The organism is Hymenobacter sp. DG25B, from assembly GCF_000801315.1.
In the GTDB taxonomy this organism is placed as follows: domain Bacteria; phylum Bacteroidota; class Bacteroidia; order Cytophagales; family Hymenobacteraceae; genus Hymenobacter.
Genome location: NZ_CP010056.1, coordinates 23,695 through 48,048, shown reverse-complemented (window position 1 = coordinate 48,048; position 24,354 = coordinate 23,695). Strand labels below are relative to the sequence as shown.

The following is a 24,354-nucleotide window of genomic DNA, read 5'->3' as shown; positions in this document are numbered from 1 at the left end:
GGTTTGCTTTTAATGGGACTTTGAAGCCGACTGCTACAGTACCACCACGGCCGTGAGGCCGGCAGCCCCCCATTGGTAGCTGGGCAGTACCATGGCCTGGTGGCCCACCAATTTGCGCACAGGGCGCTGCAGGCGGGGATAGAGCCAGTAAGCCGCTTCGGTGGAGAGGATACCAATGCCGGCTCCGGCCAGCACATCAGAAAGCCAGTGGGCATCTTTCACCATGCGTAGGCTGCCGGTAGCGGCGGCCACGGAATAGCCGCCCACGCTGTACCATACGCTACGTCCGCCGTACTCTTTCTGCAGAAAGGTGGCGGCGGCAAACGCCGTGCTGGTGTGCTGGCTGGGAAAGGAGTGAAAGTTGGAGCCATCGGGCCGCAGCACGTGGGTGAGCTTTTTCAGGTGACTCGTCACCGCATCGTTGATGGTATATGTCAAGGCGCCCAGCAGGACCTGATCGACGGGCGTATGGCGGCCTTTCACCCCAGCCAGTCCCAGGCCCACCGTAACCACGCCCGGCAGATAGCGCAGCTGATTGTCCAGGGTGGTGGTGGGCCGGGCCATATGTTCCCGGATTTCCTCGTGCAACTCCTCATCCGTTTCCACCAGGTGCATTTTGGCCATGGTCAGGGCGCCGGCACTGATCAGCAAAGAGGAAACCAATAAGGGGCGTTTCTCACTGCCTTGTACCCAGGCAGGGCCGCGCTGGGCAGCACCGGTTGTCAGAGAATCTGGTGAAGATATGGCCAAGGGATGTTGGGAAAGCGCCAACGGCTGCTGCCCAAAAAGCTGCTGGCTACCGCCCAGCACCACTACCAGGACCCCGGCTACCCGCAGACTCCAGCAGTGCAAAATCAGGAAGCGTTTCATAGCGGCTTTTTATGGAAGTAAGCTACCAAATTCCTCCCGGGCTACCTACTCCGGTGGCCCACAGATTACATGGCCAAATACAGGTACTCTACTGCAGAGTATGCCGTATTATCAGTACTTTCCTTTCCACTGCTATTTGTTGATGCTCTGGATGCTACTGACTAGCAGTAGCCCGGGGTTGGTTTGCCTGCCTGAAAACAGCTACTGCCATGTCAGTTAAAATGACCGGGGAATAACTCAACCACTGTGGTGGTCAGGCCAAGCCGGCCAGCGCTGCCAGGCCAGGTTTGATGCAGCTTATTCGGATAGCCCAAAGCACGGGTTGAATAAAAAAAGCCTCCGGCCGGAAAAATTTACTGGGAACCCTGGAGCCAGCCCGATTACTTCACAGCGGAAAAAAAACTCTGATAGAACACATGGCCCTGCCACCGTACAGTTCTTTAGCCCCCGCCCCTCTGGCTGATACATGGGCCTCACACCCGGGTAGATATACCCGGGAAAGCACACCCCCGGAGCTGCCGCGGGTGCAGGCCATTGATGTGGTGCGCGGGGTAGTAATGGTCATCATGGCTCTCGACCACATTCGCGAGTTCTGGTCGCCCATGACGATGCGGGCGGAGGACGTGGCGCACGCGTCGGCGGCACTGTTTTTCACGCGCTGGGTCACGCACTTCTGCGCGCCCACTTTCGTATTTCTCTCGGGCGTGAGCATCTGGCTTTCGGCGCGGAAATACCTTTTCCGGGCCCAGACAAGCCGCTTTCTGCTCTCACGGGGCCTGTGGCTGGTGGCGGTAGAAGTGGTGGTTATCAGTCTTGTGCTGCAGTGGCAGTACAATCTGATTCTGCTGGAGGTCATCTGGGCCATCGGCGGCAGCATGGTGCTGCTGGCCGCTCTCATCTGGTTGCCGCGCGGCGTACTCGCCTTACTGGCCCTGGTTATCTTGGCCGGGCACGATGCCCTGCCGGTTATCCAGCCCGTGACGGCGGGCAATGCGGGCTGGGCGCTGCTGCACAACCCACCCTTTGTACTACCCATTGCGGGGTTGCCGCCGCTGCTGGTGGCCTATTCCGTGGGACCATGGCTGGGCGTGATGCTGGCCGGCTACGTGCTGGGGCCCTGGTTTGTGCTGCCGCTGCCGGAGCGAAACCGCCGCCTGCGGTGGGCCGGCCTGTTAGCACTGGGGCTGTTTACGGCCTTACGGGCCACCAACTGGTACGGCGACCCCATGCCCTGGAGCGCGCAGCCGCGGGGCCTTGGCTACAGCATTATGTCCTTTCTGAACGTAACCAAGTACCCGCCTTCCCTGCTGTTTCTGTGCCTTACTTTGGGCGGGGCGCTGCTGTTGCTGAGCGTAACGGAGCAGGCAGCGGGCCGGCCGGCCCGCTGGGCGCGTACCTTCGGGCAAGTGCCGTTTTTCTACTTCGTTGCGCACCTGATGCTCATCAGCGGCGCGGCCTGGCTCTGGACCCGGGTAGCCTTTGGGCAGGCCATAAACTTCTCCTTTGCCTCGGTGGAGGAATGGCCCGCCGCCTACCTTCCCAGCCTGCTGCGGGCCTACATGGTGTGGGCGCTGGTGGTGCTGGCGCTGTATTGGCCCTGCCGCTGGTACGGGATTTATAAACGGCGCCATAGGCACTGGTGGCTGTCATACCTATAAGCTTAGCGGTGGGAAAAGCGGCGCGGCGGGCTGCATTTAAGTACTATCATGCAAAAGCCGTTAGGCATCCGCGTACATTCAGGGTAATGAACTTGTTGCAAACCGTGTTTCAGGCCGCCGGCATACCGGTGCGCCCCCGCCTTTTCTGGGCAGTGGCTGCCTTGTTCTGGAGCGGCTTTGCCCTGTTGGGCTATCTGCAGACCTCGGCCTACTGGTCCTTGCAGACCGGCCACGGCCTCACGCGCACCGAAACTCTGGACATGGTGCTGCGCAGTGGGCTCTGGCTGCTCAGCACGCCCCTTATCCTGTATCTGGCGCACCGCGCACCACTCACTTCGCCGCGGCAGCCGGGCCGGCTGGCCCGCCACCTGTTGCTGCACCTGGGAGCCATGTTTCTGCTCAACCTGCTCATTGCGGGGCTGGTGTACGGCCTGCTTTACCAGGTACTTGGGCTGCGCACAGGCCGCGCCTGGAGCCCCGACGGGGTTTGGGCCAGTATGCTGCTGCGGCTGAGCAACTCGCTGGCCATGTACCTGCTGCTGGTGCTGGTGTACAGCGTGGTGGCCTACGCCTACCGCAACCAGGCCCTGCACCACCAGAATGCCCGCTACCAGCTAGCCAACGAGCAGCTCAAGGCCCAGCTGGCCGGCGCCCAGCTGCAGGCTCTGAAGATGCAGCTCAACCCGCACTTTCTCTTCAACACCCACCACGCCATTGTGGGCCTGATTCTGGCGCAGGAAAACGACCGGGCTATGGCCATGGTCACCTCCCTGAGCGACCTGCTCCGGGCCGTACTGGCCAATGGCGATGCGCAGCTTATCCCTCTGCGGGAGGAGTTGCAGTTTATCAGCAAATACCTACACATCCAGCAGATTCGCTTTCAGGACCGCCTGCGCGTTGAGCTGGAAATTGCCGCCGAGGTGCGTGGGTGCCTGTTTCCGCAGTTTCTGCTGCAGCCGCTGGTGGAAAATGCCATGGTGCACGGCGTTGAGCAGCTGGCCGGCGACGCCTTGGTGCGTATCGTGGCCCGCCGTGAGGGAGCAGACCTGGTGGTGGAAGTGCACGACAACGGTCCGGGCGCCGCCACCCCAGCCCGCCCCCGGCGCCATGGGACAACCGAAGGTATTGGGCTGAGCAACACCCGCGCCCGGCTGGAAAAGCTGTACCACGGCGTCGCTCGCCTCGAATTCTACCAGCCCGCCCCGGCGGTACCTTGGTGCGGCTGCGCGTGCCCTTCGCCGAGGCTCCGGCGCCGGTTCCGGAATTTACTTACGCTGCCCCTGCCTCTGTATGAGCTACCGCGCCCTGATTGTGGACGACGAACAGATTTCCCGCCGCATCATCCACACTTTTCTTCGGGACGAACCCGCTATTGAAGTAGTGGGCGAGGCTGCCAACGGAACCGAAGCGGTGCTGCAGATTCTGCAGCTGCGGCCCGATCTGGTGTTCTTAGACGTGCAGATGCCCGAGCTCGACGGCTTCGAAGTGCTGCGCGAAGTCTGGCCCTACCATCAGCCTTTTGTGGTCTTCACCACCGCGTTTGACCAGTACGCGCTGCGCGCCTTCGAAGTCAGCGCCACCGACTACCTGCTCAAGCCGTTTGACCGACTGCGCTTTCAGCAGGCCCTGGACCGCGTGAAACAGCACCTGGCCGCGCGCATCAGCGCCGCCTCCACCCAGGCGCTGCAGGCTTTGCTAACGGAAGTAGACCCGCCCGCGCCCGCGTTTCTGCAGCGCCTGCTGGTGAAGGAGCAGCGCCGGCTGTTCTTCGTGAAAACCGCCGATATTCTGTATTTCGAGGCGGACCGCAATTATATCAGCGTACACACAGCTACCCACACCCACCTCATTTACCAGAGCCTGACCCAGCTGGAGCCGCAGCTGGCCTCGCTGGATTTCACTCGCATCAACCGCTCCTGCATCGTGGGCCTGAACCACATCATCGAACTGGAAACCTACTTTAATGGCGAATATCTAGTGAAAATGGCCAACGGCGAAACGCTCAAATGGACCCGCAACTACCGCAACAACCTGCCTGCCTTTCTTGGCGTGCGAGGATAGTTGCTTAACCTTTATTTCAACTGATTTTGAAAGCCATCCATCTGCTTTTTCTCTTCCTGTTTTTGCTCCGGCTTGCTTTAAGCCCCGTGGCACGGGCCCAGGAGCAGCCTTCCCCGCTGACCATCGGTCAAACCTTCACGATTACCTCCGCGGCGCTCGGCGAAACCCGCCGCATCAACGTGTATCTGCCGCCCATTTACGCTGACTCGGCAGCAATCCGGCTGCCGGTGCTGTATATGCCCGACGGCGGCCTGGGCGAAGATTTTCTGCATGTAGCGGGCCTGGTGCAGGTGCTCACCGGCAATAATACCATGCGCCCCTTTATCCTGGTGGGCATCGAAAACACCCAGCGCCGGCGCGACCTTACCGGCCCCACCACCGACCCCGAGGACCGCAAAATTGCGCCCAAAGTTGGCGGCTCAGCGGCTTACCGCACCTTTCTGCGCACGGAGCTTATGCCACTGATCCGGCAGCGCTACCGCACCACCGGCGAAACGGGCATTGTGGGGGAGTCGCTGGCCGGCTTATTTGTAATGGAAACGCTGGTGCTGGAGCCGGCTTTGTTTGATACTTACGTGGCATTTGACCCCAGCGTGTGGTGGAACAAGGGCCAGCTGGTAGACCAGGCGGCTCAGCGGCTGAGCTCCTATAGCGACCCGGCCAAAACGCTGTACGTGGCATTCAGCCGGGACGGTTATAAAGCACCCGAGGCACTTCGCCTCGCCGGCGTGCTACAAAAAGTTCCGCAGAGCCGCCTCACCTGGTATTATCAACCCATGCCGGAGGAAACGCACGCTACTATTTACCATCCGGCGGCGCTCCGGGCATTTCGCCTGGTTTTCAAGCCCCGGCCGCAGCCCACCGGTCAATAACCGGGGCCAGCGTGCGCCTACATTACGCCGCCCGCTGTTGGCGCTAACCGGCTTAAGCTACCGTGCAACGGCTATCGAACTTTTCACCCTTCCTTTTCGCGCTTGTTTTATGGAGTTAAAACTGGAGCTCGTGCCCCTACCGGTCAGCGACATCGACCGCGCCAAAACGTTTTATGCTGAACAGGTTGGTTTTGTGCTCGACCACGACGTGCAGCCCCGCCCCGCAGTGCGGGTGGTGCAACTCACCCCGCCGGGCTCCGCCTGTTCCATTGTGCTGAGCCAGGGATTAGCCGGCCTGACCATGGCGCCAGGCTCCCTGCGGGGCCTGCACCTGATAGTGGCGGATTTAACGCAAGCCCGCGCAGAGCTGGCAGGCCGGGGCGTGCCCATGGGTGCCGTTCAAGACCTGGGTGGCGGCATGCTGTACGCCGGCTTCCAGGACCCCGATGGCAATACGTGGACGCTGCAGCAAATGTCGGCCAGGTAGTGCCGGACAATGGCTGAAAAATGAAGGCAAACAGCCGCCACTACCCTCCGATTACTCCCGGTTGCTCCTCCTTCGGAGCATCCATTCTTTTAAATCGGGTATCAAAAGTAAACAACTAATTGACGAGATGAGGAAGATCCGAATAATGGCGCACATCTCGCTGGACGGCGTGATTCAGCACGAAGATGGTGAAGGCTTCGCGCATGGCAACTGGACGGCACCGTATCGGACGCCGGCAGGATTAGCGGCCGTGGTCGAGGCCCAGGGCAGCCCCTTCGATCTGCTGCTGGGCCGCCGTACCTACGATACCTGGGCCGGCTTCTGGCCCCAGGCCGGGAATAGTCCGATGGCAAACGCGCTGAACGCGGCGACGAAATACGTGGCGACCCACCACCCGGACAGCCTCACTTGGGGCCCGGTCCAGGACTTAGGCGCGGACATTATGGAGGGTATTCGCGGCCTCAAGGCCCCAGACGGTCCGGACCTGATTGTCTGGGGCAGTTCCACGCTGACCTCCCTGTTGCTCGAACAAGGGTTGGTTGAGGAGGTGGTACTACTGGTCTACCCGGTATTGCTGGGCCGGGGCAAGCGCTTCTTTTCGGAACGGGCTGACCCGCGCGAACTGGTTTTCGTGAGCACGCAGTTGTTGTCCACGGGCGTGCTCATCAACACATACCGGCCCGTTGGAGCCCTGCGAACCTAAGTGGAATATCGAGAAAATAAAGCTTCCTGTTACACTGGGCAGATTAGGCTCTTTATTAGATGGAACTGATGAGGAGCCTGACCCAGAATCTGGTGAGGAAAACGGAATGCAGGTACTTATGATTATAGAAATCAAAAAAGCCGAGAATGATGACCTGGCCTTAGGCAAGGGCCGCACAAAGTATCTTATCATGGGTTTGACTTCCCAAATCATAAGACGCATTAGCCCCGGAAGAATTGGGAATGTCTAACACGGCCAGAGGCATTTGTACATCCCATGGAGTACTCTACCCTACTTCTTAAGCACCATATAGCCGTAAGCTGGCAGGACAACTTTGCTGCCGAGGGTTTCGGTTTTATTCAGCAGAGCATTCGTCCAGGTGGAATTGGCCAGGGCAGCCGGAACGGTATATTCCACAGGCTCATTGCGCACATTTACCAGTACAAAGGCCTGCTCAGTACCTTCCGTTTTGGTGAAAGCGCAAACATCAGCGGTGCTGTACGAGGTGGGAGTGCCGTGCCGAAGGGCCGCACTGCCGGCGCGGGCTCGGAGCAGCTGCTTGTACGCCTGCGTCACTTCCGGATGAACATCCCAGCTAACCTTTACCGAGGTGAAGGGAAAGGGAATGGCTGTACGCATCCCCGATTCCTGCCCGTTGTAAATCATGGGCACGCCTTTATAACAGGAGGCAATTACAAAGGCGGACATTGCCCCGGCATCTCCTCCAAATAAGGTAACGGGCGTGCCATCGGAGCCATTTACGTCGTGGTTGGTGGTATAGCGCACTACTTGCTGCGTACCCGTCGCGCCCAGGTATTCTTTCGTATTCAGGGCATCAAACGTAGTAGCGGGTGCATCGCGGCGGTACACATCCCACAGGCCGCCATAAAAATTGAACCCAAAAATGTAGTCAAAGCCGCTGGTGAAGTGGGAGCTGCGGGTTCCCTCAGCAAGCAGGAGGAGTTTGTGGGTTTTAATGTGGCGCAGTGTATCCACGGCCTGCTTCCAGAATTCGGCGGGCGGCGCATCGGCGTAATCAAACCGGAAGCCATCCACGTTGGCGGTATATACCCAGGATTTCATAGCCGAAATCATCTCCAGGCGCATAGGTGCACTGTTGAAGCTGAGCTGGGCCACATCGGTATAGTTGGTGTTGGGCGGGCTGAGGATGGTGCCGTTGGTGTTCTGCAGATACCAGTCGGGGTGCGCCGATATCCAGGCATTATCCCAGCTGGTGTGGTTGGCAACCCAGTCCAGCATCACGCTCAGACCACGGGCATGGGCGGCATCAACTAACGTACGCAGGTCGTCCAGGGTGCCAAACTCACTGTTTACGGCCTGGTAATCTTTCACGGCATAAGGCGAGTTCACGCCTTTTACCTGACCAATCGGATATATAGGCATGAGGTATACTACATTTGCCCCCAGCGCTTTAATGGAATCAAGCCGGGCCGTAACGCCCGCAAAATTGCCGCTTTGGCTAAAGGCGCGCATATTCACCTGGTAAATAACGGCGTCCTGCCGGTCGGGTACGCCGGCGAATGGTGTGCCATACTGAGGTGGCGTAGTAGTGGTTGGATTGTTAACCGGGGCAGGCGTAGCGGGCACATCGGCTTTGCAAGCCGCCATTATACCAACTGCCAGCAGGAGCGCCAGCCTTTTTTTAATCACGAGATTCAATTTGAACATGAAGGGATGAGCTATCAGCATAAGTAGGAAAGGCCTGCGGTGTGTGTAATAGCACAGTTGGGCTTTGGTCTAAGGTAATGCTTGCCTGATTAGTTCAGCATGAAAAAAGGATGCTCCTGCCTTGCTGACTTCGCTTCAAGGAAATGGAGCGCTCCTAGATTCAATTGATATTCAAAACGATATAAAAAATAAATGTCATTTATACCGGGCCTCCAGGTGGTTACTTATTTTATGGATAAAGCGGTATTACGCCTGCCAGCTATAGCCTTTTAGGAATTTCCAAAACACAAGAATTTATTCATTAGTTAAATAATAGAAATATAACAACAAAATATATAACAATATCATTTATTATATTTAAGTATTGAAATGCTTATTAAATGTTGGCGCCTATGGGTAGGGAATGGGTGTGGTGTGTTTGGCTGGCAATAGGTTTCTGCCTGAATTCACTGCAAGGAACGGCGCAGCGGGTTGCCGCTATCGGAGATTATGGACAGGCCGGAATACCCGAGCAGGATGTAGCCGCTCTGGTGCTAAGCTGGAAACCTGACTTCATCATTACGATGGGCGACAATAACTACGAATACGGTGAGGCGGCTACCATTGACCGGAATATCGGGCAATACTATCATAGCTACATCTACCCTTATTCGGGCTCTTTTGGCGCAGCCTCTTCTACCAAAGCCAACGCATTTTTTCCCAGCCTGGGTAATCATGATTTTTTAACCAGCAGCGGGCAGCCTTACCTTAGTTATTTTAGTCTGCCCGGCAATGAGCGGTATTATGACTATGTGCGGGGCAACGTGCATTTCTTCGTGCTGAATAGCAACTCCGAGGAGCCGGATGGCATCAGCAATACTTCTAAGCAGGCGCAGTGGCTGCAGGCAGGCCTGGCAAATTCCAGTAAGCCCTGGAAAATTGTGTATTTCCATCATGCGCCTTACTCATCCGGGGTGTACGGCAATATTACCGTGATGCAGTGGCCGTTTAAAGCGTGGGGAGCTTCGCTGGTCCTGGCGGGGCACAACCACCATTATGAGCGCCTGCTGGTAGATGGGCTGACCTACATTGTGAATGGGGTGGGTGGTAGCGAGCTTACCCGCGTGGCAAAACCCAGTATAAATACGCAGTTCTTATACGCCGCCGACTATGGCGCCCTGTTACTTACCGCCTCGCATAATACCCTCACGGGGCAGTTTTTTACCCGCTCTGGGCAGCTGATGGACTATTTTTCTTTGGAGAGCGACCCGCTACCGGTTTCCCTTACGTCGTTTACGGCGCAGCGGCTGGGCAGTGGCGCCTTGTTGCGTTGGTCTACGGCCATGGAGGAGCATAACCGTGGTTTTGGCGTGGAAGTAGCACCCGCGGGCCAGCGCTTCCAGAGCATTGGGTATATAGCCAGTTCCATGGAAAGCAGTAATAGCGCTACCAGCTACTCGTTTACTGATGCAGCGGTGGGCAGGGCGGGCCTTTACTTCTACCGGCTGCGCCAGGAAGATGCATCCGGTAAGTCCACGTATTATGGGCCCGTATCAGTGCAGTTTACTGGTGCCGCACCGGGGCTAAGCGCTTACCCAAACCCCTTTAAGCAGCAGCTCACGCTGGATATTACCAGTGCCCGAGCCGAGGTAGCCCAGCTGACGCTCTCGGATGGGCGTGGCAGATTGGTGTGGCAGCAGATGCAGCTGGTGCAGCCGGGCATAAACCGTGTGGAAATCTGCCCTGCGTTGCAGCCCGGCCTGTATCAGGCCACGGTGCGGCTTAAAAGCGGACTTTTTAGTCAGCGTCTGGCCAGGTTTTAAGGCCCAGGCATTTTAACAATGGCTTTAGCCAGCAATACAATGAGTCTTACTCAACAGCTCTTTAGTATTGGCAAAATGGGGCAGTGCAGCCTTGTTCTTCACCGGGGTTTAATCCTTTAGGTTTGGGCCGTGGGCTTCAATGGTGCGCTTACCGGTGAAAACTGGGCAGAAGTTTTAGGCGTGGCTATGAGCTTCAAAACCTTAACTAAAGCGGAAATAGTCTTTTCACCTTTTAATGGTGTCAGGCGCATATATCCCCCATGTTTGTCTCCCTAAAAGGCCTAACCCCAACTCCGAGCTCATAAACGGATGACCGGTCATGATAAACCGGATTGCCAAGACAATTTCGGCCTTTCCGGCATTTTTCAGGATATAACCCGATGCGCCGGCGTCCATTAACCGCCGAACAAACTCTTTATTGTTCAGCATACTCAGGATCAGCACTTTGGTTTTCGGAAAGTTGGCGCAAATAATTTCGGTGGCTTCCTCTCCACCCATAACGGGCATATTTACATCCATCAGCACAATATTCGTGGGGGTTTCCGCCAGCAAGTCAAGGGCCTGCTGCCCGTTAGCGGCTTCTCCCACCAGCTGAAAATTAACTTCTCCTTCAAGCAAAGACCGGATAGCATCCCGAATAAGGGCATGGTCGTCCACCAGCATAATACGGATCATAACAGGGGCTTTTTTTATAGAATAGAACAGGATAATAAAAGCAAGTCAGCTAAATGCATCCTTACTTACGACGGAATTAAAAATCGATATAGGATATAGTACTTTTAGGTTATTTACCTCCGTCATTTTCCGTGTTTTCTGAAATCAGTTACTGATTTCTACTTACAAGCTGTCGTCTTAAGGCAGAAATAATCAGTGAAAACCGGAGTGTTTCCTAAGGTCATAAGGGCCCATCCGGTGCCCGTTGCTGCAAACCGTAGTACTTTTCCGTGGTAATGGCAGTATTGAAATGCCTTGCCCTGGGAAGAATCTAAAAGAGCGTTTACTTTCGTGTTATTTCACTTTCTGAAGGATGGTAATTACGTTCCAGCCACCTTCTCCCACGCTAAACTTTCCGCTTTCCCACCCTTCGCATGAAAAATGCCTTTAACACGCTGGACCTAGCGGTTTTTCTCTTTTACCTGATAGGCGTATCCGCCTACGGCTTCTACGTCTACAAGCGCAAGCAGAAGGCGCAGATGGACACCAAGGACTACTTCCTGGCCGAAGGCTCCCTGACCTGGTGGGCTATTGGCGCCTCCATGATTGCCTCCAATATCTCGGCCGAGCAGTTCATCGGCATGTCCGGCAACGGGTTTCAGGTGGGCATTGCGGTAGCGGCCTACGAGTGGGTAGCGGCCATTGTGCTCATCATTGTGGCCGTGTTCTTTATGCCCATTTACCTCAAGCAGAAGATCTACACCATGCCCCAGTTTCTGGAACAGCGCTACAACGCGGCCCTGAGCCTGATCATGAGTATTTTCTGGCTGTTCCTGTATGTGCTGGTCAACCTGACCTCCATTCTTTACCTCGGGGCGCTGGCCATCAGCAACCTGATTGGCGGGGGCGAAAGCTTCCACCTGATTATGGTGGCCCTGGCCGTGTTTGCCCTCATCATTACCCTGGGTGGGATGAAGGTGGTGGGCTACACCGATGTCATTCAGGTAACGGTGCTCATCATTGGGGGCCTGGCCACTACCTACCTGGCCCTGACGCTGGTCAGTGAGAAATTTGGGCTGGGTCACGATGCCCTGGCGGGTTTCAACGCCATGATGCATGATGCCGGGGACCACTTCCATATGGTCTTTGAGAAGCCCACCGCCACCACGCCCCAGGTCGATATCAATAAGTATCTGATGGTGCCCGGCATTGCCATGTACGCCGCCGGCCAGTGGATTGTAAATCTGAACTACTGGGGCTGCAACCAGTACATCACCCAGCGCGCGCTGGGCGCCGACCTGAAGACGGCCCGTACCGGTATCCTGTTTGCCGGTTTCCTGAAGCTGCTCATGCCGGTGATTGTGATGCTGCCCGGTATTGCGGCTTACGTGCTGCACAAGAATGGCTCTTTGCAGCCGGAAATGAGCTCGACGGGCGCCTTCAACGCCGACAACGCCTACTCGGCCATCCTCACGTTCCTGCCCAATGGTCTGAAAGGGCTGTCGCTGGCGGCCCTGACGGCGGCCATCGTGGCCTCCCTGGCCGGCAAGGCCAACTCCATTTCCACCATTTTTACCCTGGACATCTACAAGCGCTACCTGCACCCCGAGTCGGATGAGAAGAAACTGGTGTGGGTGGGTAGGCTGACGGTTTTCGCGGCCATGCTTATGGCCATTCTGCTGACCTGGAAGGACCTGCTGGGCATTGGGGGCGAAGGGGGCTTCACCTACATTCAGAAGTACACGGGCTATATCTCCCCAGGTATTGTGGCCGTGTTTATTCTGGGCCTGTTCTGGAAGCGCACCACGGCGCAGGCGGGCATTGCCGGTATCCTGTCGGGTTTCGTGCTGTCGGTATTCTTCAGCAAGTTTGCGCCGCTGCTTTTCGGCCATGAAACCTGGTTTTACACCGCCTTCCCCAACGGCAACGGCGAATTTGAAATTCCGTTCCTCATCTGTATGGGCCTTTCCTTTGCCTTCACCTTTGTGCTGATGGTGGGCATGAGCCTGGCCGGGCCTAGTACGAACCCCAAGGCCATTCCGGTAGATGCCCGCCTGTTCAAGGTAAGCCCGGGCACGCTGGCCATGATTGTTATCACCCTGCTGATCATTATGGCCCTCTACGTCAAGTTCTGGTAGAATTGCAGTTGAGGGCCAGGCATAGCGCCTGCTGATCAGCTAATTCTGGTTAGTAGTGTACAAAAAATACCCCAACAGCACTTTCTGCCCTATTACGGATGCCTTTGTATTTATAGCCCCAAGCCGGTTTGCACCTGCCTGGGGCTATCTGTTTTGCCACTTGTGTCAACGTCATTAAACTAACTGGTAAGCTCATTATTCAGCTGCCTTGCTCATGCTGTTTCGCATCTGTCATTGAATTAAAAACATGCTTTCTGGTTAATTTAAGGCAGATTGATGACCCATTTAAGATGGCCGCCGTATGTAGCACGGTTTATGTTTTAATCTTATTTTAATCTTCGATGTTGAAGGAATCAAACTCTCACCTTCTCGCCATGCGTTTCCTCTTTCTTTGCCTTTTCGTATTGTTGACTGCCTTCGGGGCCCAGGCCCAAACCCCGGCTCTTACCTGGAGCTCTGACCTGACGGCCGCCCTGCAACAGGCCAAAGCCACCAATAAACCCGTGCTGGCCGTCTTCTCCGGCTCCGACTGGTGCAAGCCCTGCATCATGCTGAAGCAGGAGGTTTTTGATCAGCCGGAATTTGAGCAGTATGCCAAAGACCGTTTCGTGCTGGCCCGCTTCGACTTCCCCCGCAGCAAAAAGCATAAACTCCCCGCTGATCAGACCAAGCGAAATGAGCAGGCTGCGGCGCAGTTAAACTCGGCTGGTTCGTTCCCCTTGGTGGTGTTGCTCTCCCCCGAGGGTAAAGTGCTGGCCCGCACCGGCTACCGCGCGGGAGGTGCCACTGCTTATGATGCGCATTTAACCCAGCTGCTGGAGAAAAAATAAGCCTAATGCCCCATCAACCGCCTTCCTGGTCAGGTTTTTTCCGGCTGCCTGCCGTGCTGCTGCTGCTCTGCTTTCTGCTGAGTGGTGGTAGCACGGCATTTGCGCAAGTAAAGACATCGGCCCGGCCGCAGCCCCGTAATTTTACCCGGAGCGCGCACCTGATGGGTTCCCATTTCACCTTCACGGCCGTTTCCGCCGATGACTCCCTGGCCTGGCGCAGCATCCGGGCCGGCATAAAGGAGGCCCAGCGCATCGACCGGCTGTTTTCCTACTGGGATTCCACCTCCCAGATTACGCGCATAAACCGGGCGGCCGGCCTCCGGCCTGTCGTAGTAGATCAGGAAGTGTACGACCTGATTGCGCGCACCTTAAAGCTCTCGGCCTTAAGTAACGGTGCCTTTGATATCACCTTTGCGGGCGGCGAGAAAATATACAAGTTTGACCGGCAGGAGCACGCGGCCCTGCCCGACTCGGCTGTGGTGCGGGCCTCGGTGCGCCGCATTAACTACCGAAACGTGGTGCTGAACCCAGCCAACCACTCCGTGATGCTCCGGGAAAAAGGCATGCGCATGAATCTGGCTGGTATTCTGCAGGGCTATGCCGTGCGCCGGGCCCAGGAGCTGATGAAGCAAATGGGGATAAAAGGCGGCCTTATTAACGGCTCCGGCGACGTTTCCTGCTGGGGTCGGCAGGGCGACGGTTCCCTCTGGCGCATTGCCATTGGCGACCCGGCCCACCCGCAAACCATTTCCTCCTGGCTTACCGTAACAGATATGGCCGTGGTCACGGCTGGTAATTACGAGCAGTATTTCACGGTGAAAGGGCAATACTATGGCCACATCATCAACCCCCACACCGGCTACCCCGCCACCGGTCTGCGCTCCGTTACCATTATCTGTCCGGATGTAGAGCTGGCCGATGGCCTGGATGAGGTGGTGTTTGTGCTGGGCCCGGAAGAAGGCCTGGCCTTCATCAACCGCCTGAAAGGGGTGGATTGCACCCTGATTACCAACGATGGCCGCACCTTGGCTTCTAAAGAAATGCAGGTTAACTACTACCAAAACGCCAATCAAACTTCTGCTCCGTCCTCCTCACCTGCTGCCCCATGAAACATTCTAATTTACTACGCCTGCTGTTTGGTGGGCTGATGCTGCTTGCGGGCAGCGCCGGACTTGCCAGCTGTGTCTCGGTGGCGGCTTACCAGAAAGTGTACCTGAATGATGAGGATATGAAGCTGGCGAACAAGCGCATAGAAGTGTACGAAACCAACTTTGAAAGTTACCGCGAGGGGGCCGGCGGTGCCAATGGTGGCAAAGTAGGTGGCGGCTGCGGCTGCAATTAATTGTTCTGCTTCTGATGCTTTCTACTATGACCCGCCTACTCTACGCTTCTTTCCTTGCTACGCTCCTGCTGCCGGCACAAGCCTGGGCCCAGACCCCGCAACCTGCCAGCCAAGGAGCCGGCACCAACACACCAGCGGCCGGCAACCCGGCCAACCCCAGCAACCACGGCGAAACCGAGCTGAATATTCTGATGAGCTATTATCAGCAGGATGGCAACCACAGCGCGGTGGAAGGGGGCCAGGGCACCCAGCAGCTCACGGACCTCACGCCTACCATTATCCTGAATGTGCCCCTGGATTCGGCTACCCGCGTTTCGGCCAATATGGGCATGGATATTTACTCCTCCGCCTCCACCGACCGCATCGACCAGGTGCTGTCGTCGCCCTCCGCCCGCGATACCCGCTACCACCTGGACCTGGGCATTTCGCGCCAGTTAGCTAACAAGCGCACCATTGTGGGGGCTGGCGCCGGCTTTTCCAAGGAGTATGACTATATCTCCTTCAATGTTACGGGGTCCTGGTCGCAGGCTTCGGTTGATGGCAACCGCCAGCTTAGCGTAGCCGCCCAGGCTTTCTTTGACCGGGCCACGCTGATACTGCCGGTTGAGCTGCGCGGGGCGGGCACGAGCACGGCTCCGGCTTTGATACCCGCCAAAGCTTCAATCTGAATCTGGTGTATTCACAGGTAGTTAATCAGCGCCTGCAGCTGGCCGTGAGCACCGAGCTGGTGGCTCAGCGTGGCCTGCTGAGTACGCCTTTCCATCGGGTATATTTTCAGGAAACCGGCGGAGCGTTTGGCGCGGCCAAAGCAGAAGTACTGCCCCGCCAACGCTACAAATACCCCGTGGGCCTGCGCGCTACCTACTACGCTTCTGATTTAATCCAGCTGCGCACCTTCTACCGCTTCTACAACGACAACTTCGGCATCACGGCGCATACCCTGGAGCTGGAAGCGCCCGTGAAGCTGACGCCCTTTTTCGTAGTATATCCCTTCTACCGCTACCACACCCAAACCGCCGCCGACTACTTTGCCCCTTACCTGGCGCATTCCATCACGGAAGAATACTTCACCTCCGACTATGACCTGGCGGCTTTCTCCGCTAATAAGTTTGGCCTGGGGCTGCGCTACTCGCCGGTGTACGGCATCGGCCGCTTCAAAACCTTTGGGGGTGGCATTACCAAGTTCAAGTCCCTGGACGTACGCTACGCCTATTACCGCCAAAGCACCGGTCTGACCGCCAACCTCATCAGCGCCGACCTTTCCTTCATTCTTCCTTAGGCGGAAAAAGCCGGATGGAATAACGCCAACGGATCGGCCAACGAGAAAAGTCTGAAAATTCGCTACTCCTGTTTCCGGTGGGATGGGATATCTCCCAGCTGCCGGCCCTGCTCCCGGCCATAACGCAGGTGCTTGGCATGGCCAATAACCTGCGCGGAGTAAATGCCGGCATGGCCGGAAAATAAATAGGCAACCACGCAGGCCAGGCCCAGATAAATGCCGGCGTGGGAGCCAAAGAGCTCCACCCCCATAAAGGTGCAGGCCAGCGGCGTATTCGCGCCTCCGGCAAAAACCGCTACAAATCCCATGGCCGCCAGCAGCGCCACAGGCAGCGGCAGCACAACACCTAAAGCTGAGCCCAGGGCGGCGCCTATGAAGAACAAGGGCGTCACTTCGCCGCCTTTAAAACCGCAGCCCAGGGTAAGTGCGGTCAGCAGCAGCTTCAGCAGAAAATCATAGGGAGGAAGCGGGGCATCAAAAGCGGCCAGAATGGTAGGTATGCCCAGCCCAATGTACTTGGTGGTACCCAGAGCCGCTACGGCCAGGGCCACCATTATGCCCCCCACCACCGGGCGTAGCGGCGGTAGGGTAGGCGCTTAAACCACTGGCTGATTTGATGCGTGAGGCTGGCGAAGCTCCGGGCCGCGAGCCCGAATAAGACGCCACAAGCCACGGTCAGCAATAGCGCCTGCAGTGTAATGGCCGGCACTGCCAGTTGCGGATACTGGGTGTGGCCCACACCCCAGGCCCGGGTAACCAGATCGGCACTTATGGCGGCCAGGAAGCTGGGCAGTATAGCATCGTAGCGGATGGAGCCAATCAAAAACACTTCCAGCCCAAAAACCGCCCCCGCCAAAGGCGTTCCGAACACCGACGCAAAACCCGCGCTGATGCCGGCAATGAGCAGTATTTTACGGTCGCGGGGGCGCAGGTGCAGCCGCCGGGTGAGCTGATCGGCCAGGGAGCCGCCCATTTGTACGGCAGTGCCCTCCCGCCCGGCCGAGCCGCCCACCAGGTGCGTAGCCAGCGTGCCGAACAGCACCAGCGGCGCCATGCGCAGTGGTATGATCCTGCTTGGGTTATGGATTTCGTCAATGAGCAAATTGTTACCGCGCACCACGCTCTGGCCCAGGTAATGGTAGCTGGCCCCAATGATAAAACCGCCTACCGGCAACAGCCAGATTATCCAGGGGTTGGCTTCCCGCCAGGCCGTCACCCAGTCCAGGGAAAGCAGGAAAAAAGCGGAAGCCGTGCCCGCCAGCACTCCAATGCCGGCGCAGATCAGCAGCCAGCGAACCAGGAAGAGAAGATGCGGAGTTTGTTCAATGGCCAGCGCAGGCTGGAAGAACCGGAAGCGGGAAGGGCGAGCAGCCACAGGCGGAGGGTAAAGCCAATAGAATCCACGCTCCCGGGCCTCAGGCCGTGGTAAACGTAGGAGTCATCAGCGCAAAGCGGAACGGCTTCGGCGGTTCGTGGTGGTACCCCATCACCAGATTGTGGCCCTAAAGATAGGAAGTGCCCTTAAGAAAAAAGCTGGCCAGGCGGGGAGAATAGTTCCTACAAAAAGTAGGTGCTGATCTGGCCGGCTTTCCAGCTCCCCTTTGCTACAATTTGGCAGAGTGAATGAAAGGGTAAGGTTGCGCTACAAAGTATTGGAAGCGGCATTCAAGCTAATTACCTTCTTACTCTCGTCGAGTGCCTGGCCTGAACAAAAAAATCTTAAATACAAAAGCCCATCCGATTCCCGGATGGGCTTTTGTTAGCAGTAATAGCCGGCTTACTTAGCCAGTTTCACTTTCAGGTTTTCGTCCAGCGCTGCCAGGAACTCCTCGGTGTAGAGGTAATCCCGGCCGTGCTCTACTTTGTTGCCGTGGATGCAAACGGCCAGGTCTTTGGTCATTTTGCCGCTTTCCACGGTTTCAATGCACACGGCTTCCAGCGCATGGCAGAAATCAATCAGCTCCTGATTGTTGTCCAGCTTGCCCCGGAACTCCAGACCGCGCGTCCAGGCGAAAATGGAGGCAATGGGGTTAGTAGAAGTAGGCTTGCCTTTCTGATGGTCGCGGTAATGGCGCGTCACGGTGCCGTGGGCCGCTTCGGCTTCCATGGTGCCGCCGTCTGGCGTTACCAGCGTAGAAGTCATGAGGCCCAGCGAGCCGAAGCCCTGCGCTACGGTGTCGCTCTGCACGTCGCCATCGTAGTTTTTGCAGGCCCACACAAAGTTGCCGTTCCATTTCAGAGCCGAGGCCACCATGTCATCAATCAGACGGTGCTCGTAAGTAATGCCGGCTTCTTTGAACTTGGCCAGGTAATCCTGCTCGTAAATCTCCTGGAAGATGTCCTTGAAACGGCCATCATACTTCTTCAGGATGGTGTTTTTAGTGGAGAGGTACAGCGGCCACCCCTTCATCAGGGCCTGGTTAAAGCAGGCATGGGCAAAGCCCCGGATAGACTCATCGGTGTTGTACATGGCCAGCGCCACGCCGTCGCCCTGGAAGTTGTACACTTCAAACGACTGCTCCTGACCACCATCTTCGGGGTGAAGGTGATTTTGAGTTTACCCTTGCCTTTGGTTACAAAATCGGTAGCGCGGTACTGGTCGCCGAAGGCGTGGCGGCCGATGCAGATGGGCGCCGTCCAGTTGGGCACCAGGCGCGGCACGTTGCTCATCACAATCGGCTCGCGGAAAACGGTGCCATCCAGAATGTTGCGGATAGTGCCGTTCGGCGACTTCCACATCTGCTTCAGGTTGAACTCCTTCACCCGCTCCTCGTCCGGGGTGATGGTGGCGCACTTAATACCCACGCCGTACTGCTTAATGGCGTTGGCGGCGTCAATCGTCACCTGGTCATTGGTTTCATCCCGATACTCAATGCCCAGATCGTAATACTTGATATCCAGCTCCAGATAGGGCGTTATCAGCTTGTCTTTGATAAATTTCCAGATGATGCGGGTCATCTCGTCGCCATCCAGCTCTACTACCGGGTTTGCTACCTTAATTTTGTTCATTTCTTCTGATTTGAGTAGGAAATTTGGATTGATTTCCTGCGGGTGGTTGTGATACGGACTCAGCTCCTAAAAGGCTGGCGGCTTCTTACCGCGCCAGGAAGGGCGACAAAGAAAGTAATTGTTCCCAATACCACCACACCGCCCGCCAGGATAAGGCATCTATAGCCACATCCGACTGCTATAAAGCGTTGCGCCAGCTGCTGCTTCCTTCATACCCATATCACAAAAAAATGACCCCGGCATAAGGTAGCGTACAACTTGCTGTCCTTATACCGGGGTCGTTACGCCTTACTCGCCTGTGTGGGGCATTCTGCCGGGCTTACCTCCAGCCGCCACCCAGCGCCCGATACACATTCACCGAGGCATTGAGCTGCTGCATTTTTGTTTCAATCAGGTCGAACTTAGATTCCAGGGCATCACGCTGGGTGAAAAGAACTTCCGTATAGTCTGCCCGAGCCGAGCGGAACAGGCTGTTGGAAATTTCCACGGACTGGTTCAGCGCCGCTACTTCCTTGGCTTTGGCGTCGTAGCTTTTTTCCAGGTTGCTGATATTGGAAAGCTGGTTGGCTACTTCCACATAGGCATTCAGGATGGTCTGCTCGTACTTATACACTGCCTGGGTCTGAACGGCATTGGCATTGTAATACATGGCCTTTATTCCATTCTTATTCACCAGCGGAGCCATCATATCACCCGCCAGCGAAAAGAGCATCGATTCCGGTGAAGAAACCAGTAAGCCTGGTTTAAAGGCCGCCAGCCCAACGCCCGCCGCAAGGGAGAGCGAAGGATAGAAGTTGGCGCGCGCCACCTGCACGTCCAGCTTCGCGGCGGCCAGGTTCTGCTCTGCCTGGCGTACATCGGGCCGGTTGCTCAGCATCTGGGCGGGCAGCCCTGCCTGAATAGCCTGCGGCAGCAAATCGTTAAACGCTTGGGCATTCCGGGCAACGGGCTGCGGGTAACGGCCAGCCAGGTAGTTGATGCGGTTCTCGGTTTCCACAATTTGCTGCTGCAGCCGGAACTGCAGGCTGCGGGAGTGCTGCACCTGGGCTTCAAAGCGCTTCACGGCCAGCTCCGTAACCCGCGCCGACTCTTTCTGCAGGCGCACCAGCTCCAGGGCATTGCTCTGAATACCGATGTTCTGCTGCACAATGGCCAGCTGATTATCCAGCGCCAGTAGCTCGTAATAGGAAGTAGCCAGCTCGGAAATAAGGTTAGTAACCATGAAGTTACGACCTTCCATGCTGGCCAGGTAACGGGTAGCAGCAGCTTTACGGGCCGTGCGCAGCTTATGCCAGATATCCACCTCCCAGGTAGCAAAAGCACCCAGCTGAAATTCCGTCAGAGGGTCGGGCGTAGCATGGCCTTCCTCAATGTTAACGTTTTCTTCCGTAGCACCCTGGAGCGTATAGCGGCCCACTTTCTCAGCCCCTACCCGGCCGCCTAAGCTAACGGAAGGCAGGTACTCGCCTTTGCGGGCACGAATTTCATTGCGGGCAATTTCAATTTCCTGCTGCGTAATGTTCAGCTCCTGGTTGTTCTGCAGGGCAGTGCCAATCAGGGCCTGCAGGTTAGGGTCGGTGAAGAATTGCTGCCACGAGACGCGGGCCATGTTGGTGCTGTCCGAAGTAGCTACTGCGGTAGAGTAGCTGGCGGGAGTGTTGCGGCTTTCCGTTTTCACAACCAGCTCGGGCGTTTTGCAGGCCCCAACTGTAATAGCCAGCAGGGCAGCTCCCAGCAATTGATTTAAGCTTCTATTAAGCATATTCCTCTGTTTCTTCAATTAATACCCGCGGCTCAATTCCTTCCAGAATTGGCGACTCGTTTTCGTCTCGAATCAGCTTGCTCTTGCCGGCCAGGGTGCCGAAGAAGTAGTACAGACCAGGAATAATTATTACCCCAAACACGGTACCAAACAACATGCCGCCCAGGGCCGATGAGCCGATAGTCCGGTTGCCGATGGCGCCCGCGCCCGTGGCTACCACCAGCGGAATCAGGCCGGCAATGAAGGCGAAGGATGTCATCAGAATAGGACGGAAACGCACTTTGGCACCTTCGATGGCCGCGTCTCGCACGGACATGCCTTCCTCGTGTTTCAGGGCCGCGAATTCCACAATCAGTACTGCGTTTTTACCCAGCAGACCGACGAGCATTACCAAGCCTACCTGGGCGTAGATGTCGTTGGCCAGGCCAAACATCTTGATGAACAGGAACGACCCGAACACGCCCGCAATCAGTGAGAAAATTACGGCCAGCGGCAGCAGGAAGCTTTCGTACTGCGCCGCCAGCACCAGGTACACGAACACCAGTACGATGATGAAAATAACGGTCGACTCATTGCCGCGCGATACTTCGTCTTTCGACAAGCCGCCCCAGTCAATGTCGTAGCCGTGGGGCAGACTCTGGGCTACTTCCTGTACCGCCTTAATGGCTTCGCCCGAGCTGTAGCCCTCGGCCGCCCCGCCCCGGATAGAGGCCGTGGTGTACATGTTGTAGCGGTTGATTTCGTTGGCGCCCTGCGACTTCACGATTTTCATGAAGGCCGAGAACGGCACCATTTCACCCTTGTCGTTTTTGGCCCACATGTTTAGCACGTCCTGCGGCAGCTTCCGGTATTCGGGCGAAGCCTGCACGTACACCTTAAAGAAGCGCTGGTACTTAATGAAGCCCAGCTCGTAGGTGGAGCCCACCATGATGCTCAGCGTGTTCATGGCATTGCCGATGCTCACGCCTTTTTGCATGGCCAGCTCGTTGTCAATCTGGAGCTCGTACTGCGGATAGTTGGCCGAGAAGAAGGTGAATACGCCGGTCAGCTCCTTGCGCTTTTTCAGCTTGGCGATGAACTCATTGTTCACCTTTTCCAGTGCCTTGTAGTCGCCGGAGTTGGTCTTGTCCAGCAGCTGCAGCTGGAAACCACCCGCCGCGCCGTAGCCCGGCACTGCCGGCGGCTCGAAGAATTCGATGGTCGCGCCGGGAATCTCGTGCGCTTTTTTCTCCAGCGCCCCGATAATGTCGGCAATGGATTCTTTGCGCTCCGACCATGGCTTCAAGTCAATCAGACAGGTACCCGCGTTCGAGCCACGGCCTTCGGTCAGCACTTCGTAACCGGCCAGCGTGGAAATGTTGGCGATGCCCGGCACGTCTTTAGCCAGACTGGCGAGGCGCTGTGATACGGCGTTGGTTTGCTCCAGCGTGGTGCCGGGCGGTGTTTGTACAATGGCGTAAATCAGGCCCTGGTCTTCGCTGGGGATAAAGCCGGCGGGCAGCTTTGCCGTGATGGCCCAGATACCCAGCCCGAAGGCCAGCAGCATGGCGAAGGTGATGACGCGGTTGGCCACAATCTTCTCCAGCAGGCCGGTGTAGGCGTTGGTCAACTTCTCGAACCCGCGGTTGAAAGCATCGAAGAAGCGCTGGATGGGCGTTTTCTTCTTGGGCTTACCGTGGTTGTTCTTTAGAATCATAGCGCAGAGCACGGGCGTCAGCGTCAGAGCCACCAGGCCCGAAATCACAATAGCCGTGGCCATGGTGATGGAAAACTGCCGGTAGAAAATCCCCACCGGGCCACTCATGAACGACACCGGAATGAACACGGCCGTCATCATGATGGTAATGGCAATGATGGCGCCGCTGATTTCGCCCACCACTTCGCGCACCGCGTTGAAGGGTGACATGTGCTTCTCCTCCATCTTGGCGTGCACGGCCTCAATCACCACAATGGCGTTATCCACCACAATACCGATGGAGAGCACCAGCGCAAACAGCGTAATCATATTGATGGTAAGCCCGAAAGCCTGCATCGCCATGAACGAGCCAATGAGCGACACCGGCACGGCAATGGCCGGAATCAGCGTGGAGCGCCAGTCGCCGAGGAAAAGGAATACTACCAGGGCCACCAGAATAAAGGCGTCGCGCAGGGTGTGAATTACGTTCTCAATCGAGGCGTCGAGAAAGTTCGACACATCGTAGGTGATTTTGTAGTCCATGCCGGGCGGGAAGCTGGTTTTTTTCAGCTCTTCCAGCTTGGCCTTCACCTCCTTAATTACGTCCGAGGCGTTGGAGCCGTAGGTCTGCTTAAGCACGATGGCCGCCGAGGGATACTGGTTCAGATTGGAGTAGATGTCGTAGAACTCCGAGCCCAGCGACACGTTGGCAATGTCTTTCAGGTGCAGGCTCTCGCCGTCGGGGTTGGCCCTGAGAATCACGTTCTTGTACTCTTCCACGTCGTTGAAGCGGCCCTTGTAGCTGAGCACGTATTCCAGCGACTGTGCCTGCCCGCCGTCGGAGCGGCCGATGCGGCCCGGCGAGCCAATCACGCTCTGCTCGTCCAAGGCCTTCATCACGTCATCAACCGAGATGTTGTAGGCCCGCATGCGGTCGGGCTTCAGCCAAATGCGCATGGCGTACTGCCGGCTGCCCAGGATGCTGGCCCGGCCGATGCCGCCCAGGCGCTGCAGCTCGGGTATCATGTTCACCCCGGCGAAGTTGAACAGGTACTTCATGTCCGTGTTCTTGTCTTTGGAGTACAAGTTCACGTACATCAGCATGTTGGGCACCACGCGGTTCACAATCACGCCCTCGCGCTGCACCAGTATGGGCAGGCGGTTGAGCACCTGCGCTATGCGGGTGTTTACGTTCACTACGGCCTGGTCGGGGTCCGTGCCCAGGTTGAACACAATCTGGATGTTGGCCTCGCCGGCCGATACGGCGTCGGAAGTCATGTACTTCATGCCGGGCACGCCATTTACGGCCTGCTCCAGCGGAATCAGCACCGACTCGGTAAGCACCTTGGCGCTGGCGCCGGGGTAGGCCGCACTCACCATCACGAGGGGCGGCGAAATTTCGGGAAACTGCGAGGTGGGCAGCTTCATGATGGCCAGCCCGCCCATCAGCAGGATGACAACCGAAATAACAATGGCAAAAACCGGCCGGCGAATGAATTTACTAAACATATTCTTCTGGCTTT

18 protein-coding genes, 2 pseudogenes and 1 riboswitch are annotated in these 24,354 nt (G+C 56.8%); of the genes and pseudogenes, 13 read left to right on the top strand and 7 right to left on the bottom strand.

The window, feature by feature from the left end; genetic code table 11:
* Positions 1-33: 33 nt before the first annotated feature.
* Entirely contained in the window at positions 34-870 is an 837-nt protein-coding gene (locus PK28_RS17585) for a phosphatase PAP2 family protein (protein WP_082017249.1), read from the bottom strand.
* Between the two features lie 416 nt (positions 871-1,286).
* On the opposite strand from PK28_RS17585, the gene PK28_RS17580 reads away from it, so the two are divergent.
* From PK28_RS17580 to PK28_RS17555, 6 genes are all read left to right on the top strand, one after another.
* A complete protein-coding gene (locus PK28_RS17580) occupies positions 1,287-2,528 on the top strand; it encodes an acetyltransferase domain-containing protein (protein ID WP_082017248.1) in 1,242 nt (413 codons plus the stop codon).
* Between the two features lie 86 nt (positions 2,529-2,614).
* A complete protein-coding gene (locus PK28_RS17575) occupies positions 2,615-3,904 on the top strand; it encodes a sensor histidine kinase (protein ID WP_048826556.1) in 1,290 nt (429 codons plus the stop codon).
* Positions 3,819-4,589, top strand: coding sequence for a LytR/AlgR family response regulator transcription factor (locus tag PK28_RS17570; RefSeq protein WP_044518004.1), 771 nt, complete (start codon positions 3,819-3,821; stop codon positions 4,587-4,589). Before PK28_RS17575 ends, PK28_RS17570 begins: the two co-directional genes overlap by 86 nt.
* Before the next feature lie 35 nt (positions 4,590-4,624).
* Positions 4,625-5,461, top strand: coding sequence for an alpha/beta hydrolase (locus PK28_RS17565; protein ID WP_044518158.1), 837 nt, complete (start codon positions 4,625-4,627; stop codon positions 5,459-5,461).
* A gap of 109 nt (positions 5,462-5,570) precedes the next feature.
* Positions 5,571-5,948, top strand: a complete 378-nt coding sequence (locus PK28_RS17560) for a VOC family protein (protein WP_044518002.1) — start codon at positions 5,571-5,573, stop codon at positions 5,946-5,948.
* 127 nt (positions 5,949-6,075) lie between these two features.
* Positions 6,076-6,651 (top strand): dihydrofolate reductase family protein, encoded by a 576-nt coding sequence (locus PK28_RS17555; RefSeq protein ID WP_044518155.1) that lies wholly within the window; start codon positions 6,076-6,078, stop codon positions 6,649-6,651.
* A 291-nt stretch (positions 6,652-6,942) separates the two neighbouring features.
* Here PK28_RS17555 and PK28_RS17550 read toward each other — a convergent pair whose 3' ends face one another.
* On the bottom strand, positions 6,943-8,340 hold the full coding sequence (locus PK28_RS17550; RefSeq protein ID WP_044517999.1) for an alpha-amylase family glycosyl hydrolase: 1,398 nt from the start codon (positions 8,338-8,340) through the stop codon (positions 6,943-6,945).
* 392 nt (positions 8,341-8,732) lie between these two features.
* Between PK28_RS17550 and PK28_RS19345 the strand changes: the two genes are divergently transcribed.
* Positions 8,733-10,142: a metallophosphoesterase gene (locus PK28_RS19345; RefSeq protein WP_197070536.1), complete on the top strand. Its 1,410-nt coding sequence runs from the start codon at positions 8,733-8,735 to the stop codon at positions 10,140-10,142.
* A gap of 225 nt (positions 10,143-10,367) precedes the next feature.
* Here the strand turns inward: PK28_RS19345 and PK28_RS17540 are convergent, their stop codons facing one another.
* Positions 10,368-10,817 carry a response regulator gene (locus PK28_RS17540; protein ID WP_048826551.1) on the bottom strand — a complete coding sequence of 150 codons (450 nt, stop codon included), beginning with the start codon at positions 10,815-10,817 and terminating at the stop codon, positions 10,368-10,370.
* Positions 10,818-11,230: 413 nt separating this feature from the next.
* Between PK28_RS17540 and PK28_RS17535 the strand changes: the two genes are divergently transcribed.
* From PK28_RS17535 to PK28_RS21170, 6 genes are all read left to right on the top strand, one after another.
* On the top strand, positions 11,231-12,934 hold the full coding sequence (locus PK28_RS17535; RefSeq protein WP_044517996.1) for a sodium:solute symporter family transporter: 1,704 nt from the start codon (positions 11,231-11,233) through the stop codon (positions 12,932-12,934).
* A gap of 374 nt (positions 12,935-13,308) precedes the next feature.
* A complete protein-coding gene (locus PK28_RS17530; protein ID WP_044517994.1) occupies positions 13,309-13,764 on the top strand; it encodes a thioredoxin family protein in 456 nt (151 codons plus the stop codon).
* Positions 13,765-13,769: 5 nt separating this feature from the next.
* Entirely contained in the window at positions 13,770-14,873 is a 1,104-nt protein-coding gene (locus tag PK28_RS17525) for an FAD:protein FMN transferase (RefSeq protein WP_048826547.1), read from the top strand.
* 38 nt (positions 14,874-14,911) lie between these two features.
* The gene (locus PK28_RS17520) at positions 14,912-15,106 is read left to right on the top strand and encodes a DUF4266 domain-containing protein (protein WP_316931998.1); all 195 of its coding nucleotides are present in this window, start codon (positions 14,912-14,914) and stop codon (positions 15,104-15,106) included.
* Positions 15,107-15,132: 26 nt separating this feature from the next.
* Positions 15,133-15,774 (top strand): DUF3570 domain-containing protein, encoded by a 642-nt coding sequence (locus PK28_RS21175; RefSeq protein WP_048826545.1) that lies wholly within the window; start codon positions 15,133-15,135, stop codon positions 15,772-15,774.
* A gap of 5 nt (positions 15,775-15,779) precedes the next feature.
* Entirely contained in the window at positions 15,780-16,385 is a 606-nt protein-coding gene (locus PK28_RS21170) for a DUF3570 domain-containing protein (RefSeq protein ID WP_048826542.1), read from the top strand.
* Between the two features lie 62 nt (positions 16,386-16,447).
* Here PK28_RS21170 and PK28_RS17510 read toward each other — a convergent pair.
* The 4 genes and pseudogenes from PK28_RS17510 to PK28_RS17495 form a co-directional block, all read right to left on the bottom strand.
* A pseudogene (locus PK28_RS17510) lies at positions 16,448-17,760 on the bottom strand (voltage-gated chloride channel family protein).
* Between the two features lie 50 nt (positions 17,761-17,810).
* Positions 17,811-17,885: riboswitch (Fluoride riboswitch) on the bottom strand.
* A 277-nt stretch (positions 17,886-18,162) separates the two neighbouring features.
* Positions 18,163-19,394, bottom strand: a pseudogene (locus PK28_RS17505) (isocitrate dehydrogenase (NADP(+))).
* 319 nt (positions 19,395-19,713) lie between these two features.
* Entirely contained in the window at positions 19,714-21,156 is a 1,443-nt protein-coding gene (locus PK28_RS17500; RefSeq protein ID WP_044517988.1) for a TolC family protein, read from the bottom strand.
* Positions 21,149-24,340: an efflux RND transporter permease subunit gene (locus tag PK28_RS17495; protein WP_044517986.1), complete on the bottom strand. Its 3,192-nt coding sequence runs from the start codon at positions 24,338-24,340 to the stop codon at positions 21,149-21,151. The genes PK28_RS17500 and PK28_RS17495 overlap by 8 nt, the downstream gene beginning before the upstream one ends.
* Positions 24,341-24,354 lie beyond the last annotated feature (14 nt).

What these genes read in the sequence shown, in the direction of transcription:
- PK28_RS17550 (WP_044517999.1), bottom strand. Translation starts at nt 8,340, where the DNA reads ATGTTCAAATTGAATCTCGTGATTAAAAAAAGGCTGGCGCTCCTGCTG.
- PK28_RS17570 (WP_044518004.1), top strand. Translation starts at nt 3,819, where the DNA reads ATGAGCTACCGCGCCCTGATTGTGGACGACGAACAGATTTCCCGCCGC.
- PK28_RS17500 (WP_044517988.1), bottom strand. Translation starts at nt 21,156, where the DNA reads ATGCTTAATAGAAGCTTAAATCAATTGCTGGGAGCTGCCCTGCTGGCT.
- PK28_RS17525 (WP_048826547.1), top strand. Translation starts at nt 13,770, where the DNA reads ATGCCCCATCAACCGCCTTCCTGGTCAGGTTTTTTCCGGCTGCCTGCC.
- PK28_RS17555 (WP_044518155.1), top strand. Translation starts at nt 6,076, where the DNA reads ATGAGGAAGATCCGAATAATGGCGCACATCTCGCTGGACGGCGTGATT.
- PK28_RS17585 (WP_082017249.1), bottom strand. Translation starts at nt 870, where the DNA reads ATGAAACGCTTCCTGATTTTGCACTGCTGGAGTCTGCGGGTAGCCGGG.
- PK28_RS17580 (WP_082017248.1), top strand. Translation starts at nt 1,287, where the DNA reads ATGGCCCTGCCACCGTACAGTTCTTTAGCCCCCGCCCCTCTGGCTGAT.
- PK28_RS17560 (WP_044518002.1), top strand. Translation starts at nt 5,571, where the DNA reads ATGGAGTTAAAACTGGAGCTCGTGCCCCTACCGGTCAGCGACATCGAC.
- PK28_RS21175 (WP_048826545.1), top strand. Translation starts at nt 15,133, where the DNA reads ATGACCCGCCTACTCTACGCTTCTTTCCTTGCTACGCTCCTGCTGCCG.
- PK28_RS17540 (WP_048826551.1), bottom strand. Translation starts at nt 10,817, where the DNA reads ATGATCCGTATTATGCTGGTGGACGACCATGCCCTTATTCGGGATGCT.
- PK28_RS17520 (WP_316931998.1), top strand. Translation starts at nt 14,912, where the DNA reads ATGCTGCTTGCGGGCAGCGCCGGACTTGCCAGCTGTGTCTCGGTGGCG.
- PK28_RS17495 (WP_044517986.1), bottom strand. Translation starts at nt 24,340, where the DNA reads ATGTTTAGTAAATTCATTCGCCGGCCGGTTTTTGCCATTGTTATTTCG.
- PK28_RS19345 (WP_197070536.1), top strand. Translation starts at nt 8,733, where the DNA reads ATGGGTAGGGAATGGGTGTGGTGTGTTTGGCTGGCAATAGGTTTCTGC.
- PK28_RS17575 (WP_048826556.1), top strand. Translation starts at nt 2,615, where the DNA reads ATGAACTTGTTGCAAACCGTGTTTCAGGCCGCCGGCATACCGGTGCGC.
- PK28_RS17530 (WP_044517994.1), top strand. Translation starts at nt 13,309, where the DNA reads ATGCGTTTCCTCTTTCTTTGCCTTTTCGTATTGTTGACTGCCTTCGGG.
- PK28_RS17535 (WP_044517996.1), top strand. Translation starts at nt 11,231, where the DNA reads ATGAAAAATGCCTTTAACACGCTGGACCTAGCGGTTTTTCTCTTTTAC.